Below are 15,268 nucleotides of genomic sequence, written 5' to 3'. Positions count from 1 at the left end.
AGCTGATATTCCTAAATGAGCCAAAAAATAGCATAAAACCGCAAAAATAATATATATTGAGAGTACAGAAATCATAGCAGGGCATCGCATGATTAAAGTTCTGCACCTCTCCGATATTCACCTGGGCAGCACCACCCACGGCAAAATTAACCCCAAAACCGGATTAAATACCAGATTCGAAGACTTCCTCGCCGCGTTGACCCGCTGCATCGATCGCGCTGTCCAAGCACCCGCCGATCTGGTTCTGTTTGGTGGCGATGCCTTTCCTGATGCTACGCCGCCCCCCTATGTACAGCAAGCCTTCGCCCGTCAATTCCGCCGCCTCGCTGATGTGCAGATTCCCGCCGTGTTGCTGGTGGGCAATCACGATCAACATACCCAAGGGCAAGGGGGAGCAAGCCTGGCGATCTACCGTAGTTTGGCCGTGCCGGGGTTTACGGTGGGCGATCGCCTGGAAACCCATTTAATCGTCACTGCCGCTGGCAAGATTCAAGTTATTACTTTGCCCTGGCTGAATCGATCTGCCCTGCTGACCCGCCAGGAAACGGAAGGCATGTCGATCGCCGCTGTAGATAGGCTCCTGCTCGATCGATTGGCGGTTATCCTGGAATCAGAAATTCGCCAACTCAATCCCAATTTACCCACTATTCTGCTAGCCCATGCGATGGTGGATAAGGCTGCCTATGGGGCAGAAAGATTCTTAGCGGCTGGTAAAGGTTTCACGGTGCCGTTGTCTTTGCTACATCGAACTGAGCTTGATTATGTGGCCTTGGGGCATGTGCATCGTCATCAAGTTTTGGCAAAAAATCCCCTGGTGGTCTATCCCGGTAGCATTGAGCGGGTAGATTTCGGCGAAGAGAAAGAAGAAAAAGGCTATTGCTGGTTAGAGATCTCAAAAAAACAAGCCAAGTTCGAGACTAAGTTTGAGTTTTGCGCCTTGCCGACGCGATCGTTCCTGACGATCCGGCTAGATGTGACTAAGGAGGCCGATCCGCAGGCAGTAATCCTGAAGGCGATCGCCCAGGGTGAGATCAACAATGCGATCGTAAGGCTGATCTATCGCTTGCAAGCGGCACAGCTCAGCCAAATTAATGAAGCGGAACTACACGAGGCGCTAGAAACTGCCCACACCCATACGATCGCCCCGGATGTGGTTAGCCAAGCAAGTCGGGCGCGATTGCCAAATTTACAGATTACCGAAGTGCTCGATCCGATCGCGGCGTTGACTGCATATCTGGATACTCGTGCTGATTTAGCTAACCTCAAAGCTGAAATGCTTGGCGCGACAAGGGCATTGCTGGGAATTAGTAGTGATTCAATTGAACAGACTGAGACAAACGAGAACTCAAAAATTGTTGAATCAAAACCTACTACTAAACTTACTGAACCGATCGCGCTGGAATATGGTTCGGCTGATGAAAAGGCATTACCTAATCCTGCGGCTGTAACTAGCCAGGGAATGACTCAAACGGTTGAAATAATTGAGCTAGAGCCTGGTGGCGATCGACAGGCGCATCTAAAACTAGTGGTTCCAAGTGCTGATGTTTCTGATCCAGAGAAAAGTAAACCAACCAGTAAACAAGCGCCTAAACAACTTCAGCCCCAAAAAGCAAAAAAGAAACGCAAGCGATCGGCTAAACCACCTAATCATCAAGCTCAGCAATTAACCATGTTTAACTAGAAACTAGGATTCAATTGGTTAAACCTACATTTCGCGGTTAGGTCAGCAAAGTAGATAATATTTCTGACAGGGAGCAGCAAGGAAATTCAGGATCAGCAAACGTTCCTCTGTAAGATTAGAACCCATGAAATTGACCAAGCTACCTTGCAATAGGGTTTCCAGAATAATTTCGTCTATTTAATTATTTGATTTCTAAAGCAAAGCGCGAAATGTGGGTTTTATTTGATGCGTTTACAATCCTGGCTGATCAACAGGGGCAAATACAGCCAGAATATGAAGCGGATGAATTACACTTAAATAAACAGGGTTATGCCGCTTTGAATCAAGAGTTGCTAAACATATTAGCCACGCAATATTGAATATTAACCACCTCGCTCGCTCAGGTTCCCCATATAATCTTCAATCGCAAGCAATCATCCTACTCGCCAACCTGAACCAAAATGGAAGCTTTACACCAATCAGGCACTCAGATCGCTCAGCGCTATAAAATTAGCTACTTATTGGGACGGGGAGCTACAGGTAAGACCTATGCGGCAACTGATTTACAGACGGGTGAGCAAGTAGCGATCAAAGAAATGTCAATGCGACGGGCGAAGGAGTGGAAGGAGTTGGATGTGTTCGAGCGCGAAGCCAGGGTGCTTTCCGTACTTGAACACCCTGCGATCCCCAATTACATAGACTACTTCGAGATTGATACCGACACCAATCGCTATTTTTATATTGTGCAGGAGTTAGCCATTGGTAAATCTCTATCCCAAATGGTGGTGGAGGGGTGGCGCACTGACGAAGCTGGAGTGAAGGCGATCGCTCGGCAAATTCTGGCTATTCTGGTCTATTTGCATCGGCTGACACCGCCAGTAATCCACCGTGATATTAAGCCGGAACATGCGATCTGCCGTCAGGACGGTCAGATTTACTTAGTAGATTTTGGTTCGGTGCGCAGTGCTTTCTGGAGTACGAATAGTTCTGGTGCAACGGTGGTGGGAACCTTTGGCTATATGGCTCCTGAGCAGGATCGCGGCCAGGTTTATCCAGCTTCCGATCTCTATGGCTTAGGTTCGGTGTTGTTATTCCTGCTCACCCACCGATCGCCTGCCGAGTTACCCCAAAGGCGATTAAAAATTGACTTTCGCTCCCATGTGCAGGTGTCGGAACAATTTGCCGATTGGTTAGACCTGATGCTAGAGCCAATGGTGGAGGATCGATTTCATTCTGCGCTCCAGGCGCTCAGGAATTTGCCAGCGTAGCGATCGCGCCAGATATCCGCCCAAAAAATCACTCTGCTGCAAACCTAAAAGCGAATCGCAATCTTGCCAAAGTGGCCGCCACTTTCTAGATAACTAAACGCCTCTTCAGCTTGAGCAAACCCAAACACCCGATCGACAATGGGATTTAGTTTATGCAAGTCGATCGCCCGATTCATATCTTCAAACATCGTCCGACTACCCACATAAATCCCCTGGATTGTAATCGCCTTTGACAAGATCGCTACCGTATTCACCTCACCACTGATGCCAGCAAGCACCCCAATCAAGCTGATTCTGCCACCCATCCGTACCGATCGCAACGACTTATTTAATGTGCCCGCGCCGCCAACTTCCACCACATGATCAACCCCTGCTTTATTAGTTAACTCCCATACCTGCTGCTCCCAATCGGGGTTGGTGCGATAATTAATCAATTCATTTGCGCCTAGCTCCTTAGCCTTCGCTAATTTGGCATCACTACTGGAAGTAATAATCACCCTTGCGCCCAGCAGTTTGGCGAATTGCAGCGCGAAGATCGACACGCCACCAGTGCCGATCAGCAACACTGTGTCACCGGCCTTGACTTTCCCCGTTGATACTAAGGCATGCCATGCGGTTACCGCAGCACAGGGTAAAGTTGCCGCCGCTTCATCGCTCAGGTGCACCGGAACCTTAACTACGCCAGCTTGATCTAAAACTACATATTCCGCTAAAACCCCTGGTAATGCTCCCCCCAGGGCTGATTGAGATTTTTCATTGCTGAAACCGCCATCGATCCATCGCTGCATAAAAATTGTGGCCACCCGATCGCCCATTTGAACTCGATCTACGCCAGCACCAACTGCGATAACTTCGCCCACTCCATCGGACAATGGCACTAGCGGTAGAGATTGCGCCCCGCCATACTTCCCTTTCACCATCAATAAATCCCGGTAATTAAGGGCTGCTGCTTTCATTCTCAACAACACCTGCCCTGCTGCCACCTCAGGCTTGGGAACATCGACCAGATTTAGCGATTGCTGACCATTTTGGGCTTCAATTTGCCATTGTTGCATAGGAGTTAAAAGATAACCTTAAAAGAGGAAAGAATATGGCGATCCTAGTTTGATTTGATTACGAAATGCAAGACAGCAAGATGGAGCCTACCGATCGACCTTATCAAAAAACCTAATCAGCTTAGTGCTTCACAATTACCATAGTCAGTTAGCCGCCTCACTAAAATTATTAACATTATTGCCGATCGCCAGATTTATACTTCCCCCAACCGGATATTTAGCCAACCGCATGATAATTTGGTAGCTCTGCTTAACATTATGTTAGCCCCGCCCTTAATTTTTCCTGTATGTAGATGACTGTTGTTTGAGTTAGCCTTAGAGTTTGAGTAGTAGTAAAAGAAATTAAAAATCCCAATCCCAAATCATGGCAGATTTACCAATTAAGTTTTTGTGGGCTACCTTTTGTAAAAGTGTTGTCACCACACCAGAAACCGGCGATGTCAATATTAATGGTGTTCTAACTGGCCTGGCCGCCGAAGGTGAGGTGCAAATTAACGATGACGGCGCGATCGCAAAAAACATTGCGATCCAACTGGGCAGCGTTACTGTGGTGGCATTCTTTCAGCGCTTGCTAGCCCTTGACCAGCACATTGATGTTGGTGTGGAGCTAGAAATATTAATCCCCACCCGTGAGCCCCAAAAGGTGCAACGCCCAATCAAGATTGAAGCCGACAAAGATCACGCTATTCTTAATATTAAAGTAGAAGGCGTAGGTTATCTATTGCCCAATGCGGAAGGCTCATATAACAATGTTTGTACGGTGCGTTACCTGTATGAAGGCCAGGAATTAGGCCGAGCAGAATTACCAGTGCGAACCAGGCTCAGTACACCTGCCAGTTAGTAATTAGATCTCTTGCAAAAGTCCAGGATTGCCCCGCGAGAATCAGACTCTCAGGCGCAGATTTAGCATTTATGCAAGAAGTCTATTAATTAAGTTCGATCCTGCTACGTTTGAGCGCCAACCATCTGCCAGCTAGGATGCCCGACTTGTGGCATCTCGGTTCGCAAGCATCTTTGCAAATCCTAACTTGCCTTATTTACTTGCCTTATTTAAGGTTACTTAAGCTCGCCGGAATATCCTATTGTGACCCCTTGCGATCGCTTGTTTATCGAAATATCATCAAAGAAATATTATCAAACTGATGTGGTGATGTATTCTGGGATATTGTCTAGTAAAAACTTTATTGCTTAAGTTACTGCTTAAGAGAGAGCCGATCGCGGATTTGATTCAATTGCGCCTGATTGCTAATTGGCGATCGCGGTGTTACTGTTTCTAAATCAGGCCATAACTCTAGATCTGCACAGGGACAGGTCGGCGTTTCCCTTGGCCCGATCGCCACGCATGGGGATAGCATGTTACAACGAACGCAATTAAGCATCTCCCAGTTATGCTCAAGCAGATTACCAATGCTTTGATCTGTTCCGGCCAAATATGCTCTGCTCGATTCAGCGGTAATCTTAGTCCAAATTTGCTCAAATTCAGCAGAATAGCCATTACCCTGCAATACATTGGTAGTACCGATCGCTTGCTCGTTTAGAAATACCTTCTTACCGAGTTGCATCCACTGGGCAATATAGTTTTTTACTTGGGTTGGATTAGCCATGAGTCTCTTTAGTCCTTTGCCTCAATATCAAAATAACCGATCCTCAAGCAAACTCCTGAAGCTGTAACTATGTCTTAGGAATAGCTGGCGATCGACTTTGGCTGGAGCAGCTTGCAAGTTGTGCATTCGATTGGCGATAACTCTTGTGGGGCGGCTATTGCAAGCCATAGGCAAATTAATCCTAATGCTCCAACCAGCTTAAATCTACTTCTATTTTAGTATTTGAATTCTGCCTGCCGCATCATGCAATCGGTATTGAGTTCAGGCAGAATATAATTAAACTGAGTTTGCGACTATAGTTCTTCTTCATTATTGTAGTCACTATGTAAAAACATTTACGATCGCAGAACTTTCTGCTTCATTCTCCCAAGCGCCATAAGTTTAGACAATTCCAGTAGCTACGCCAGTATATATTTAAGATGAATGTAGTAGTCGATCGAGTCAAAGAATGGGCAAGAGCCGCCAAAGCACGTGCCCAAGCAGTAGAACTGGAGCAAAAAACAAGGGAGTTAAAGCTCTATGACCTACCCACATTTTTGACTACCTGGCTCAATCAGGAAATCCGACAGCTAGCACCACACCCAGCATATGTGCAAACCGTTACCAAGAAACTAAGTAGTGCAATCAAGCAGTGGCAAGGTTCTGAATCTGGACATAATCACCTGGTTATCCTTGGCAGCCCAGCGGAGCGAATATCTGAAATCATGCATACTGGGTTGCGCACCTGGCAGCAGCAAAATACCGATGTGATCGAGTCTCTAAATATTAAGCCAATTCCGATTAGCTGGACAGGTCGTCCCTTTAAGTATCGCCAAATTGAGAGTAAGTTGCTGGCAGAGATCGATGCAGCTAGGGGTGATCAACCGATCTATACTGAGGTGGAAATATCTCGTAAACCGCAACCCTTAATTATGATTCCCAGCCTGAGCTGGTGTTTCTTGCGTAGTCTTGGTGGGCTAGAGGCAATCCAACTGCTGTTAGATATAATTTCCCAGGATCGCACCAGTTTCTGGCTAATCGGTTGTAATTTCTGGGCTTGGCGCTATCTCGATCAGGTATTTCAAATCAGTGCTTATTTTGAGCAAACCCAGCATTTACCAAAACTCGATCGCGCCGCAATCAGGCAGTTACTCGAGCCAGTGGATGCCAAAATTGAATTTAATCCACAAGAATCACAGATTTACTTCAAGCCTAAGCAATCACCTTTATCTACAGATAATAGCGATCAAAATAGTGAAGATTGGGTTTCCCGATCACAAAAGCTCTATTTTAATAGCTTGTTGAATATTTCAACTGGATTACCACAGGTAGCAGGGAAAGCCTGGCTTCGCTCTTTGAAATATGACCTTGATCATACTAAGCAGTCTGAAATGCCAACTGAAGAAAATTTAAATCAAGCCAAGCGTAAAGCTATTGTTAATGGCCAGAGTAATAATGGTACTAATCCGGCTGACGATGCTCAAAATGACGCTGATCTGGTAATTGAGCAAATCGACAATGAAGAAATATGTGGGGAAACCCTTAGCCACATTAGGCGCACTCGTCCCACGCTACCCAGTCTGCCAAAACTGAGCGCCGACAATCGCTACTTACTATTTTCACTGGTGTTGCATGAAGAAATTAGCCTAACTCACTTGGCTACTAGTCTGGGAGATGAGCAGGGCGAAGTGCGTGCTCAGGTGCAAAAACTAAGTGGAGCTGGAATGCTAGAGGATAATCACGGTATCATTTCGTTGAATCCGGCTTACTATGCGGCTTTAAAAAATGATCTGGCTAATAACAATTTTTTGATTTGGGAGGGTAACTAATCATGCTAATGGATAATTTCGGAGGAGGGGGAATTTTTATTAATTTTGCCGATCGCCTTGCCGCCCTAACCTTGCCAATTCAGTTATCACTAATTAAAAATAATGATTCCGCCGCCGAGAAGGCCAAGGATTTTCTGACTGACATCACCACTCTAAAGATTACCAAAGCAGGATTAGTGGTGTTGCTGGCCTATTTGACCATGGCTGCAGTGGACAAATTCATCACCTGGGTCTCGGAAAAAGTACCGCGTCAGTTTCGCCTAACCGTTAAACAATCGCTCCCCTTTTGTCGTGCCGCAATTTTGTTGCTTAGCGGTAGTTATTTACTCAACCTGTTTGTCAAGCTTTCACCTAGTAACTTTTTGGCGATCTCAGGTACTGCCGCAGTAGCGATCGGTTTTGCCTTCAAGGATTATGCCAGCTCGGTTATTGCTGGGGTGATTACCCTGTTTGAATCTACTTACCAAGTGGGCGATCGGGTCAGGATTGGTGAGTATTATGGCGAGGTGGTTGGCTATGGTTTGCGAGGGATTCGCCTGCTCACTGGTGATGGCTGCATTGTCAAGGTTCCCCACAACACCATCTGGACTTCACCGATCGTCAATGTCAATACTGGTAAGCTGGAATCAATGGTGGTTACTGATTTCTACTTCAACCATGATGTCGATGTGAATCGGGTGATGCATATTCTTTATCGCGTCGCCCAAACTAGTAAATATACTCAACTGAGCTTGCCCATTTCGGTATTGATCAAGGAAAAACCGTGGGGCACTCACTTTGAGCTGAGAGCACACCCAATGGATGCCCGTGATGAATTAGTTTATATTACCGATTTGCTCAAGCGAGCTAAGCAAGAGCTTCCGGCTAGTAATTCCAACTATGGTGAAATGCTTAGCCACTTCTCGGAATTTGAAGCAGTCAAATAATCTCATCTTGCATTCCCTACCAACGGTTGATCGGCTCGGTAGACCTAACTATGTGCATTCCCGCCTGTGTGAATCGTTGGAAGGCATGATTGGCTTGCTCCGTAAAATCAACTACCCCTGGCACCACCACCGGCGAGGTGCAATCTTCGAGCAAATATACCTTGTGCGCTAATTTAGGATCAATTTCATGAATCTCAGTTAGCAAATCCGCGATCGTCCAGGCCACGCAATGACTCTTGGCTTGTCCAGCGATGATTACACGATCGAATGATAGTAACTTCTGTAAGAAGCGTTGATTCTTCTGGGCGATCGGTTGTTCTCCAATCGTAGACAATACTTCTGGGCTCAAAACAGAATAGTTTTCCGTGAGCGGATTGCTTCCTTTAAGCTCAAACTTAGTTTGGCTGTGGCGGGCAATATTATGAAAGAAAGTAGCCTCTTCCACGGCGGAAACCAAGGCATGGCCAATGCCACCCAGCATAGAGTGATAGGGCCAGATCGTGAGTGGATATTTACCCTCATCATGCAATTTCTGTACATAATAAAGGGCATGTTTTTGCAAATCTTGGTAATTATATTGGTAACTACTATGCTCTTCGACGATACTAGCAGCGATCGCTGGATTGACTTGCCAGATCCCCTGTTGCACCTGCTCCAGGGTAATATTCGTCATTGGGGCTGGGTGTTCCCCCGACTGATTCACCCAAAAAATAGGATGGAAAATCTGCATTGCTGTATGGGTGTCCAGGGTCGGTGCAATTTCCGTAATCGTGGCTAAATTACGATAGATGAATTCGCATAGTCGCCGATTATCTTCAACCGCACCAATACCCGATCGACCGCCCACAAATAGCTCGAAGCCAGGGATACAAAAAGTGTTCTGGACATCGATCGCCAACAGGCAAGTGCGAATTCGATCTTCAGAAGCTGGCGGAATCTGATGCTTTTGCGCCCATTCCCGCGCTGCTGTTGCTCGCTGTTGATAGGGTACTCGCCACACTTCGCCAACTTGAGTGGGAGCAAAATGAGGGGGGAGTGGTAGTTCGGTTAATTCCGTGGTTGTGGAAGTCATATTCTTACTTCATCTTTTTGGGTGTCTTGCTGGATGTCTTTTGAGGTATCTTTCTGGGGGCCACGCTTTGAATTGTAGTTAATTCCTCTTCGGTTGCAGCCAGGTTCCGATCGCTCTGCATGGTGCCAATTCTGCGAATCGCAATTAGGGTCGTATCATCGGGCAAAAGTCCAGGCTGCTTATGCAATCGCCGCGATGACCAATTGGGCTTCACTCCCTCTTGATTGATTAACCATAATTTGCGCCGCACTAGATCAGGATTATAAAAATAGCGATCGCTCTGCCAAAATTGCGAAACTGGCCCCACCAACTCATGCTTATCAGGCAATTTCTGCCCCGCCATTGCGATTAGATCGTCTACTCCGTCGGTTCCCAACAGAATTGAATTAACCACACTAGTCGATCGCTGGGCATGAATGCTCAAATCAGAGGGCAAAACCATACCATGCTTAGGCTTCAACAGGGCATAGGCAATATAGGGCGGTGCATTGCCAGGAAAAGGTCCAATCCGGATTGTTTGTTCGTTCAGACAAACCAAGCCATCCCCGATCGAAAAAAGCACGGTTATTTGCGGGGTAATCAATGCGCCTACGACCGTAAACAACAGATAATCAGTAATTACCTGTTTAACCTCTGGCAAATAGGCCTGGGGGTGATTGGCAAACCTGGTATCCGGTTGTGGACAGAAGCCAGCCAAGGCGATCGCCACTCGTCCCAACTGTTCCACCAGATTTTGTTTGAGCAACTGCCAGAAGAAGTTATTTGTGGGATCGGCCACCTTCCCACCCGGTGGACATACCAGCATTTGCAGCAGGGTATTTACCACGAGCTTGGCTCCCAGTTTTGCGCCAACTTCGCTATGCTGACAACTGCCACAACCATCACACACTACTGCCGCCATTGCCGCATCGTTCGTTGCATAATAGCTAGCATCCTGATTATTTTTACCATTGAGCCGATGATGCCTACCCATCACAGAACCGGAGGCAACTTCAAATAGACTGGCAAGATTAGCAGGTTGCCCATTGCTCGATTGTGGTTTCTCTTGTTCGATCGATGCTGATTGCGCTGACTCAGATTCTGGCTCTGGCTTGGCTTTCACGTCTCTTTTGTTTCTTTTGCTTTAAGGATCTACTCAATTGTTAGTTTATTGCTAGTTCTTAAAATACTTAACAAATGCCTAACAAATGCCTAACCAAGTAATAGGATGCTAGACTTACTATAGTGTAAAATATACACTAAGTCAATCAAGCTCTACTTCCCTAATCGTCATACTTTGCTATTAGTAGCAATAATAAGTTAGTCATGTCTAAAGCTTTTGCTCAGTATAAGCCAACCGTCGCCGTTGACTGTGTTGTATTTGGGCTCGATCGCCAGGATTTAAAAGTAATGCTAATTAAACGTGGCGTGGCTCCTTTTAAGGGGGATTGGGCATTGCCAGGGGGATTTGTGCAGCTCAATGAATCCCTTGACCAAGCAGCAAAGCGAGAATTAGAGGAAGAAACCGGCATTAAACAAGCTTTCCTAGAACAACTCTATACATTTGGGGCGGTGAATAGAGACCCCCGCGATCGGATTATTACCGTAGCCTACTATGCTCTGGTGAATCTCTGGGAACATCAAATCAGAGCCACAACCGATGCCAGTGATGCGGCCTGGTTTGCGATCGCTAATTTACCCAAACTGGCCTTTGATCATGACCAGATTTTGCAAGTGGCATTACAACGATTACAGGGCAAGTTACGCTACCAGCCGATCGGCTTTGAATTATTGCCGCAGAAATTCACTCTCACTCAGCTTCAAACTCTCTATGAAATAGTTTTAGATCAAAAACTCGACAAACGGAATTTTCGTAAAAAAATTTTAAAAATGAATTTATTGATCGATTTAAATGAGCGAGAAACTGGCGTGTCCCATCGTGCTGCAAGGCTCTATCGCTTCGACAAAAAAAGATATGAGCAGCTTAGATATAGGGGCTTTAGCTTTGAAATCTAATTCCATTGTGTCGATTTCGGAATTATCTTGGCAGGGCGATCGGGCTAGCAGATCATGTTAAAAGTGATCGAACAACTGACAAAATCATGTTTATTCTCATCAGGCTTCATGGCTTAATTAAACTGTGAACGTCTCAAATACTCACCAGCCCAGTTATCCCCCTGGGCTTTTTTAATATTTAGGATATTTAGTGTTCAGGAAAGCCAATCATTCAAGCTGGCTATACCAAAACTAATTAGAAAACTAATTAGGTACAAAAAATCGCCGCAATTGCGCCACCACATCCCTGACTAACAAAGTTCGCTTTGGGCAAATGGGCACCCCCGCCTGTAAAAGTGCTTGTGCTGTCCAACCATTGCAAGTTTGCCAGAAACTATAGCTAGGCAATGCCTCATAATAATTGCCTACCCCATACAAACTTTTGCCTGCTAGAGGCGATCGCCCTGTTACTCCTGCCCCGCCATCAAACCCAGCGTAAGTCTGCTGCACAAACTTAAATAGATTTTTGAAACCACGTTCCGAAAGTTCCAACTCCCACACATCCGTATAGTGAAAGAACTCCTTTGGTGGCTCCGCAAACCCCACCACATGCATCACACTTGTTGTCGGGATGAATATTGCCTGCAACACTGAATTAACCGAAAAGTCACTGTCATAGTAAAAGCGGCGATCGCCCCAACCAATTTCTATATAGGGGGCATCTCGCCATGCCTCCGGCCCCATTTGGGGTAAATCTTGTTGTGACCAGGCTAAACCTGTATGCCATGCTTGCCGCACAATATAGAGGGTTTTAGTGGGTTCACCCGGTTGCGGTGGAAACAGGCCGGCGATCGGCTTGGGGCAGCTAAAGAGCAAATTAAAACTAACCAGAATAGCCATGATCATGCATAGACCAATAAGCCAACGGCGTTTTTGATGACTTTGATGATTCCTGAGCGATCGCCTATTACTGATCTTTTTGGCAAAATTTTTAAGTTTTAATTTTAATGACAGTTTCAATGACACGTTATCCCCTCTAGAAATTGAGTTTATTTAGCCAGAGTGCCAAGCAAAACAGCAAGAATGTAAGAAAATAGATTGATGCCTGCTTTAACTTTGTGCCACTTCACCGATCACTTGCGCCAAGCAAATTAAGATCGTGGTGGCCAATGGCAATAATCTAGCTAGGAATACCGGACAGAGAAATTCTTTCTTCGATTATAAATGAGTAATTCAGAAAACACTGCTCTTAGTAAAGCCAATTCAACGCCAAGTCAATCGCTTTCCCATATCGATCATACTGGTACAGCCCGAATGGTGGATGTGACCGAAAAAGAGCAAACTATCAGAAAGGCGATCGCTACCTGCGAAATCGCCATGAAAACTACTACCCTTGATGCGATTCAGGACAAAAATGTCAAGAAAGGCGATGTGCTAGGTACGGCACGATTGGCGGGGATCATGGCCGCAAAACAAACCGCTAACCTAATTCCGCTCTGCCATCCCCTTCCCCTCACTTCGATCGATGTAAAAATTGAATTGGACGAGAATATTCCTGGTTATCAAATTATTGCCGAAGTAAAGACCAAGGCGGAAACCGGCGTAGAAATGGAAGCGCTGACAGCAGCGACAGTGGCGGCGCTAACTATTTATGATATGGCGAAGGCTTTAGAAAAAACGATGGTGATCTCGGCGGTGCGATTGGTGCATAAAAGTGGTGGTAAGTCGGGAGATTTTAATATTCTTGCTTAAATCCTTGTTCAAACGAATTATCAGGCAGGTTTTAATCCCCAAAACGGTAATTTTATTCATGTAATCGCAATTCTTGAAAAAGCACCTCAAGTTAAGGCAGCACCTATGTAAATTGGAGCTAAGAAGGTTTACCTCTGTTGGGGGAACAGAGATAAAGACCGATCACTTAAGATTGAAATAGCAAATTTGGCGATCGCTCTAGCATTTTAGTGCAGCATAATCTATGGAATGGCTACAGGTAGAACAAAACTGGGTGTTAACCCCACCCAAACCCAAAGGAGTAATCCACTTCCTGGGCGGGGCATTTTTTGCCGCAGCGCCGCACATTGCCTATCGCCGTTTGCTAGAAAAGCTGGCCAGTTATGGTTATGTGATTGTGGCTACGCCCTTTGCGAACAATACCTTTGATCACGGTCAGATTGCCGCCGAGACTTATAAAACCTTTCAAAAAGCCCGCAGCAAATTATTCTTAGACTATTTCCCCGTCTATGGTCTGGGGCATAGCATGGGCTGCAAGGTGCATTTGTTGCTGAACTGCTACTACAACTGCGATCGTACTGGCAATATGTTCATCGCCTACAACAACTACAGTGCTAAGCGATCGGTTCCTTTTTTCAAAGAGCTGGCGGTTACAATTCCGGAAATGGCGGAAATGGAATTCTATCCCTCGCCAGAAGCTACCAGGGATCTGGTCGATCGCCAGTATAAAACCCGCCACAATTTGCTAGTACGTTTTTTTGACGACAGCATTGATGAAATCACTGACCTTTCCACCCAACTAAAGCTCAAGTTCCCGGAGACGGTTAAGGTACAAGCATTACCTGGCACCCATTTAACTTCTATGGGGATTGACTTTAATTGGCAAGCTGGCAATAGTTTTACGCCCTTTGATGCGATCGGCCAGTGGCTAAAGCAAGGCGTGCATAAAAATAATCACACCCTGGAACAGGTTTTATTGCGATGGCTGGCAACCAACAATCCCGATCGCAAGAGTATCGATCGTAGCTCTGTGGCTAGTTAGCCAATCTCAATTTTTTTGCATCAGTTACCGCACCATAAATGAACTTTGCATATTGGCAGGATGACCAGACGATCGAGCAATAAGCGATCGGTCAGGTGCCGAATATTTACAGTTAGTGCTGTGGTTGCCATCACTGGATCAAGCAATATGTAGATTAATACTGCTTTTCAAGCAAACGATTTTTTAAACTATCGGCGATCTTAGTCCCCAAATATTCTGGGATCAAACCTTCATTGGGGCCCAGCAAATACAAAATCAAGCGGGTGCGTCCACGCCACACCAGCAAGTTGGCATTTACCACCAGCAAATCCTCTTGCCACAATGCATTCATCACCTTATAGAACAAACCTGGTTGGTTGTCCGCTTCGATCAGCAGGGCAGGCAGGTGAAAAACCCGATCGACATAAAAATTTGTCTCTACGCGCCGCAGGCCACTATCAAGGTTGAATTCCAGCGCTAGCATTTCTTCAACTTCAAAATGCCCCAGCAGAGTTTCTTTGATCGCCTTATGCACATTCTCGGAGGTCTTGGCAGGCAAAGTCTTGCCACCCCGCGAGATGGTTAATTTCATAAACATCAGCATGGGTGGATAGATCTGCCCATACAAACTCAGGCTGTGGATCGTTAGACCATAGGCAGCCAAAACCCCAAAAATATCATTGAGCAGGAACGATTGATTACGATAGGCAAAATAAAGAATACTCTTGCTGCCTTCAGGGTTGATTTCAATTACTGCTTGCCTGGTTTGATATAGCTTGTAGGCCAGCTTCAAATTTTGCAGCTGAATTTCACTACTCACAAACTGCTCGTAGAATTGGGGAAAGCTAGTATTAAATCGCCTTAGTAACTCAAGGGTGGATGACTTGAGTCCTGATATCATCTAAAACCTCCTACCAGCCATAACCCACTCTGCTAATTTGCGCGAAACTCTTGATCCAGGCATTAATGTAGGCAACGATCGCCAAACTGAATTCAAAATCTAGGCCATACTTAGATTAATCGATTAAATTAATCAAGACTTACCTACTCTACTATCTAATAGAGCATAGTTTGATCATAGGTAAATTCGGCCTGTTTTATCCTAGTTTATTAAGTATTTGGTAATAGCTAAAACCAGCAGTGACTAGA

At 45.7% G+C, this 15,268-nt stretch carries 14 protein-coding genes and 1 pseudogene; 9 read left to right on the top strand and 6 right to left on the bottom strand.

The window, feature by feature from the left end:
• Nucleotides 1-88 precede the first annotated feature (88 nt).
• The 3 genes and pseudogenes from sbcD to PSE7367_RS02845 form a co-directional block, all read left to right on the top strand.
• Nucleotides 89-1,318: pseudogene (gene sbcD, locus PSE7367_RS02850) on the top strand (exonuclease subunit SbcD); the annotation flags it as partial.
• A 572-nt stretch (nucleotides 1,319-1,890) separates the two neighbouring features.
• Entirely contained in the window at nucleotides 1,891-2,040 is a 150-nt protein-coding gene (locus tag PSE7367_RS21740; protein WP_156800330.1) for an SGNH/GDSL hydrolase family protein, read from the top strand.
• 81 nt (nucleotides 2,041-2,121) lie between these two features.
• Nucleotides 2,122-2,928 (top strand): serine/threonine protein kinase, encoded by an 807-nt coding sequence (locus tag PSE7367_RS02845; protein WP_015163852.1) that lies wholly within the window; start codon nucleotides 2,122-2,124, stop codon nucleotides 2,926-2,928.
• Nucleotides 2,929-2,972: 44 nt separating this feature from the next.
• Here the strand turns inward: PSE7367_RS02845 and PSE7367_RS02840 are convergent, their stop codons facing one another.
• A complete protein-coding gene (locus PSE7367_RS02840) occupies nucleotides 2,973-3,983 on the bottom strand; it encodes a zinc-dependent alcohol dehydrogenase family protein (RefSeq protein ID WP_015163851.1) in 1,011 nt (336 codons plus the stop codon).
• A 364-nt stretch (nucleotides 3,984-4,347) separates the two neighbouring features.
• On the opposite strand from PSE7367_RS02840, the gene PSE7367_RS02835 reads away from it, so the two are divergent.
• On the top strand, nucleotides 4,348-4,824 hold the full coding sequence (locus PSE7367_RS02835; protein WP_015163850.1) for a hypothetical protein: 477 nt from the start codon (nucleotides 4,348-4,350) through the stop codon (nucleotides 4,822-4,824).
• A gap of 352 nt (nucleotides 4,825-5,176) precedes the next feature.
• Here PSE7367_RS02835 and PSE7367_RS02830 read toward each other — a convergent pair whose 3' ends face one another.
• Nucleotides 5,177-5,587, bottom strand: coding sequence for a hypothetical protein (locus PSE7367_RS02830; protein ID WP_015163849.1), 411 nt, complete (start codon nucleotides 5,585-5,587; stop codon nucleotides 5,177-5,179).
• Nucleotides 5,588-6,006: 419 nt separating this feature from the next.
• Here PSE7367_RS02830 and PSE7367_RS02825 point away from each other — a divergent pair, with 419 nt between their 5' ends.
• Complete coding sequence (locus tag PSE7367_RS02825; RefSeq protein WP_015163848.1) at nucleotides 6,007-7,395, top strand: hypothetical protein; 1,389 nt, start codon at nucleotides 6,007-6,009, stop codon at nucleotides 7,393-7,395.
• Nucleotides 7,396-7,397: 2 nt separating this feature from the next.
• On the top strand, nucleotides 7,398-8,321 hold the full coding sequence (locus tag PSE7367_RS02820; RefSeq protein ID WP_015163847.1) for a mechanosensitive ion channel family protein: 924 nt from the start codon (nucleotides 7,398-7,400) through the stop codon (nucleotides 8,319-8,321).
• 16 nt (nucleotides 8,322-8,337) lie between these two features.
• Here the strand turns inward: PSE7367_RS02820 and PSE7367_RS02815 are convergent, their stop codons facing one another.
• Both PSE7367_RS02815 and PSE7367_RS02810 read right to left on the bottom strand, forming a co-directional pair.
• Nucleotides 8,338-9,393 carry a cysteine hydrolase family protein gene (locus PSE7367_RS02815; protein WP_015163846.1) on the bottom strand — a complete coding sequence of 352 codons (1,056 nt, stop codon included), beginning with the start codon at nucleotides 9,391-9,393 and terminating at the stop codon, nucleotides 8,338-8,340.
• A 4-nt stretch (nucleotides 9,394-9,397) separates the two neighbouring features.
• Nucleotides 9,398-10,495 (bottom strand): protein phosphatase 2C domain-containing protein, encoded by a 1,098-nt coding sequence (locus PSE7367_RS02810; RefSeq protein WP_015163845.1) that lies wholly within the window; start codon nucleotides 10,493-10,495, stop codon nucleotides 9,398-9,400.
• 203 nt (nucleotides 10,496-10,698) lie between these two features.
• On the opposite strand from PSE7367_RS02810, the gene PSE7367_RS02805 reads away from it, so the two are divergent.
• Nucleotides 10,699-11,388: an NUDIX hydrolase gene (locus PSE7367_RS02805; protein WP_015163844.1), complete on the top strand. Its 690-nt coding sequence runs from the start codon at nucleotides 10,699-10,701 to the stop codon at nucleotides 11,386-11,388.
• Between the two features lie 243 nt (nucleotides 11,389-11,631).
• On the opposite strand, the gene PSE7367_RS02800 is transcribed toward PSE7367_RS02805, so the two are convergent.
• The gene (locus tag PSE7367_RS02800) at nucleotides 11,632-12,393 is read right to left on the bottom strand and encodes a DUF2459 domain-containing protein (RefSeq protein WP_015163843.1); all 762 of its coding nucleotides are present in this window, start codon (nucleotides 12,391-12,393) and stop codon (nucleotides 11,632-11,634) included.
• A gap of 198 nt (nucleotides 12,394-12,591) precedes the next feature.
• Between PSE7367_RS02800 and moaC the strand changes: the two genes are divergently transcribed.
• Together moaC and PSE7367_RS02790 are read left to right on the top strand one after the other, a co-directional pair.
• Entirely contained in the window at nucleotides 12,592-13,119 is a 528-nt protein-coding gene (gene moaC, locus PSE7367_RS02795) for a cyclic pyranopterin monophosphate synthase MoaC (RefSeq protein ID WP_015163842.1), read from the top strand.
• Between the two features lie 223 nt (nucleotides 13,120-13,342).
• Nucleotides 13,343-14,140 carry a DUF1350 family protein gene (locus PSE7367_RS02790; RefSeq protein WP_015163841.1) on the top strand — a complete coding sequence of 266 codons (798 nt, stop codon included), beginning with the start codon at nucleotides 13,343-13,345 and terminating at the stop codon, nucleotides 14,138-14,140.
• Between the two features lie 154 nt (nucleotides 14,141-14,294).
• On the opposite strand, the gene PSE7367_RS02785 is transcribed toward PSE7367_RS02790, so the two are convergent.
• Nucleotides 14,295-15,020: a hypothetical protein gene (locus tag PSE7367_RS02785; protein ID WP_015163840.1), complete on the bottom strand. Its 726-nt coding sequence runs from the start codon at nucleotides 15,018-15,020 to the stop codon at nucleotides 14,295-14,297.
• Nucleotides 15,021-15,268 lie beyond the last annotated feature (248 nt).

Source organism: Pseudanabaena sp. PCC 7367 (assembly GCF_000317065.1).
Classification (GTDB): domain Bacteria; phylum Cyanobacteriota; class Cyanobacteriia; order Pseudanabaenales; family Pseudanabaenaceae; genus Thalassoporum; species Thalassoporum mexicanum.
Note: the sequence above shows the minus strand (reverse complement) of the source record. Positions and strands in the feature narration are given on the sequence as shown.